We start from the raw sequence: 3,123 nt of genomic DNA on the forward strand, positions 1-3,123 counted from the left end.
CGGCATCGCCGACGACGCGGCCGCACCCGACGACGAGGCCGACGCGGCCGCAGCGCCCGCCCCGCGGAAGCGCGCCCGATGACCCGCCCCGCGGATCCCGTCGACCCCCACGCTCCCGACCTCCCCGGCCGCGCGGTCATCCGCCAGGTCTGGAGCGACCTCGCCTTCGTTCACTGGCGCGTGGATCCCGCCCTCGTCGCCCCGCTCCTCCCGCCGGGCACGCGCCCGGACGTGCACGACGGATCCAGTTGGGTCGGCCTCATCCCGTTCGTCCTGTCCCGCAGCGCCTTCCCGCCCCTGCCCGCCGTGCCGTGGGCCGGCACCTTCGCCGAGCTCAACGTGCGCCTCTACAGCGTGGGCGACGACGGCCGCCGCGGCGTGGTCTTCCGCTCGCTCGAGGCCGCGAAGCTCCTGCCCGTGATCGGCGCGCGCGCGGGCCTCGGCCTGCCCTACATGTGGGCGTCGATGACGCACGCCGAGCACGACGGCGTCGTCACCTACACGTCGCGGCGGCACACGGGCACGCGTCCGTCGTCGCGCCTGTCCGTGCGCCCGCTCGGCGAGGAGGTCGTGGGGGATCCGCTCGCCGACTTCCTCACCGCGCGCTGGGGCATGCACGTGGCCCGCGGCGGCGTCACGCGCTACTGGCCGAACACGCACGACGCCTGGACCCTCGAGCGCGCCGAGCTCGTGGACCTCGACGACGAGCTGGTCGCGGCCGCGGGCCTCCCGGGGATCGTCGACCGCGCGCCCGACTCGGTGCTGTTCTCGCGCGGCGTCCGCACGGAGTTCGCCGGGCCGCTGCTGCCCCGCGCGTAGGCCCCGGCGCGACCGCCCCGCCTACCGCTTCGCGCGCGGCGTCCTGGTCGAGCGCGACTTCCCGCCCGACAGCTCGTCGATCGTGAGCGCGGCGCTCACCAGCGCCAGGTGGCTGAGCCCCTGCGGCAGGTTGCCGAGGAACGCGTGGTCGTCGGCGTCGATCATCTCGGAGTACAGGCCGACGTCGTTGCCGAGGTCGACCAGCTGGTCCATGAGCTCGCGCGCCTCGTCCATCCGGCCGACGCACGCGAGCGCGCCCGCCATCCAGAACCCGCACGCGGTGAACGTGCCCTCCTCCTCCGGCATCCCGGAGTACCGGTACAGCAGGGGCCCGCGGCCGAGCTCGGAGCGGAGAGCGTCGAGCGTGCGCGACATGCGCTCGCCGCGGTCGAAGCCGGAGATGGAGTGCAGCAGGATGCTCGTGTCGAGCCGCTGGCTGCCCGGGTGCATCACGTAGGCGCCGCGCCCCTCGTCCCAGCACTCCTCCTCGACCCACGTGCGGATGCGGTCGCGCTCGGCCCGCCACCTGTCCGGCACGCCGGGGATCTGCCCCACCTCGGCGAGCTCGACCGCGCAGTCGAGCGCCTGCCAGCAGCCGAGCTTCGAGGTCGTGTAGTGCTGCTCGTCCTCCAGCTCCCACATGCCGGCGTCGCGCTTCTGCCACATGTCGCACGCGCGGTCGGCGAAGGTCGCGAGGAGGCGACCGGTGTCGGCGTCGAGCACGTTGCCGTCGCGGACGTACGTGCGCACCACGTCGAACAGGTCGCCGAACACGCCGAGCTGCAGCTGCGCCTGCGCGTCGTTCCCGTCGACCACGGGGCCGACGCCGCGCCAGCCCGGCACCTCCGGGGTCGAGCTGCCCTCGGGCACGCCGCCCTCGAGCGAGTAGAAGACGTGCAGCTCGGGGCCGTTGTCGCGGATGGTGCGGAGCATCCACGACACCGCCGCGTGCGTCTCCTCGCGGAGCCCGAACTTCACGAGCGCGTTCACCGTGTAGGCGAGGTCGCGCACCCACGCGAAGCGGTAGTCCCAGTTCTTGCCGCCGTCCATGCGCTCGGGCAGCGAGGTCGTGGCGGCCGCGGCGATGGATCCGGTCGGCGCGTGCACGAGCAGCTTGAGCGCGAGGGCGCTGCGCTGCACGGCCTCGGCCCACTCGCCCTCGTAGCGGAACTCGGCGCTCCAGCCCTCCCAGTTGCGGATGGTGCGGTCGATGCCCTCGTCCACGATCGCGGGGTTCGGGATCCGCACGGGCTCCCGCTCGGTCCCCACCATCGTGATGACGTGGCGGGATCCCTTCGCCGTGGTGAACGCGCCGGACAGCGACTGCGTGCCGGGATCCGCGGGTCCGTGCTCCAGGCCCACGACCGCGAGCGTCACGCCGTCCACGCGGATGACCGGTCCGTTGTGCGTCGCCTGCACCCACGGCGACGAGGTGGCGAGCGCGGTGCCGGGTGCGACGAGCCAGCTCATCGCGACCTCGCCCGTGAGGCCCTCGACCCGCCGCCCGAGCTCGGCCCACGGCAGCCGCCCCGCGACGCCGGTGATGAGCGCGTCGGTCACGCGCACGCTGCCTGACGCCGTGGTGAAGGTGGTGGTGAGGACGTTCGTGCCGGGCACGTAGGCCCGCGTCACCTCGAACTCCTCGTCGGGCCGCAGGGTGATCCGTCCGCCGTGCGATGCGTCGAGGAGCGCCGCGAACGCGGGCGGCGTGTGCAGGTTCGGCAGCGGCAGCCAGTCGATGTCGCCGTCCTCCGCGATGAGCGCGACGGTGCGCCCGTCCCCGATGGCGGCGTAGCTGCGGAGCGCGATGTAGCCGTCGATGCGCTCGGGTGCGGGGCGGGATGCGGTCGTGGCCATGGGACTCCTGTCGACGCCGGCAGGAGGGCACCGACCCCTCCAGTATCCCCGGGCCGCCTCCGCGACCCGACCGCGGGCGCGCTGCGGCGAACCGGGCTCCGGGATCCGGCCTCCCGGCAATCCGTTCTTCCCCGGGTTCCGAATACTGCCGATGTGCCCGGAGTCAACCCGAACGGTTCCGGTCACCGCCCGTGGGACAGCGTCGTCTCCACGGGACCCCTCCTCGAAGCCCTCCGGGGCCAGGCTGGATCCATGACGCAGATCGAGGCCGTGCGCGGCGACATCACCCGGCAGGACGTCGACGCGATCGTGAACGCCGCGAACTCGTCGCTGCTCGGCGGCGGGGGAGTGGACGGCGCGATCCACCGCGCGGCCGGACCCGAGCTGCTCGCGGCCTGCCGCCGCATCCGCGCCGACGCGCTCCCGGACGGCCTGCCCGCCGGCGAC

At 74.1% G+C, this 3,123-nt stretch carries 3 protein-coding genes; 2 read left to right on the plus strand and 1 reads right to left on the minus strand.

The window, feature by feature from the left end; genetic code table 11:
* The first annotated feature begins 78 nt into the window (after positions 1-78).
* Positions 79-819 carry a YqjF family protein gene (locus tag DZG00_RS13950; protein ID WP_119455745.1) on the plus strand — a complete coding sequence of 247 codons (741 nt, stop codon included), beginning with the start codon at positions 79-81 and terminating at the stop codon, positions 817-819.
* Between the two features lie 21 nt (positions 820-840).
* Here the strand turns inward: DZG00_RS13950 and DZG00_RS13955 are convergent, their stop codons facing one another.
* Positions 841-2,676: a glycoside hydrolase family 15 protein gene (locus tag DZG00_RS13955; protein WP_119382040.1), complete on the minus strand. Its 1,836-nt coding sequence runs from the start codon at positions 2,674-2,676 to the stop codon at positions 841-843.
* 252 nt (positions 2,677-2,928) lie between these two features.
* Between DZG00_RS13955 and DZG00_RS13960 the strand changes: the two genes are divergently transcribed.
* Positions 2,929-3,123: macro domain-containing protein (locus DZG00_RS13960; protein ID WP_199689824.1), on the plus strand; the 195-nt coding region annotated here is incomplete at its 3' end.

It is taken from the genome of Clavibacter lycopersici (assembly GCF_003576405.1).
GTDB lineage: Bacteria > Actinomycetota > Actinomycetes > Actinomycetales > Microbacteriaceae > Clavibacter > Clavibacter lycopersici.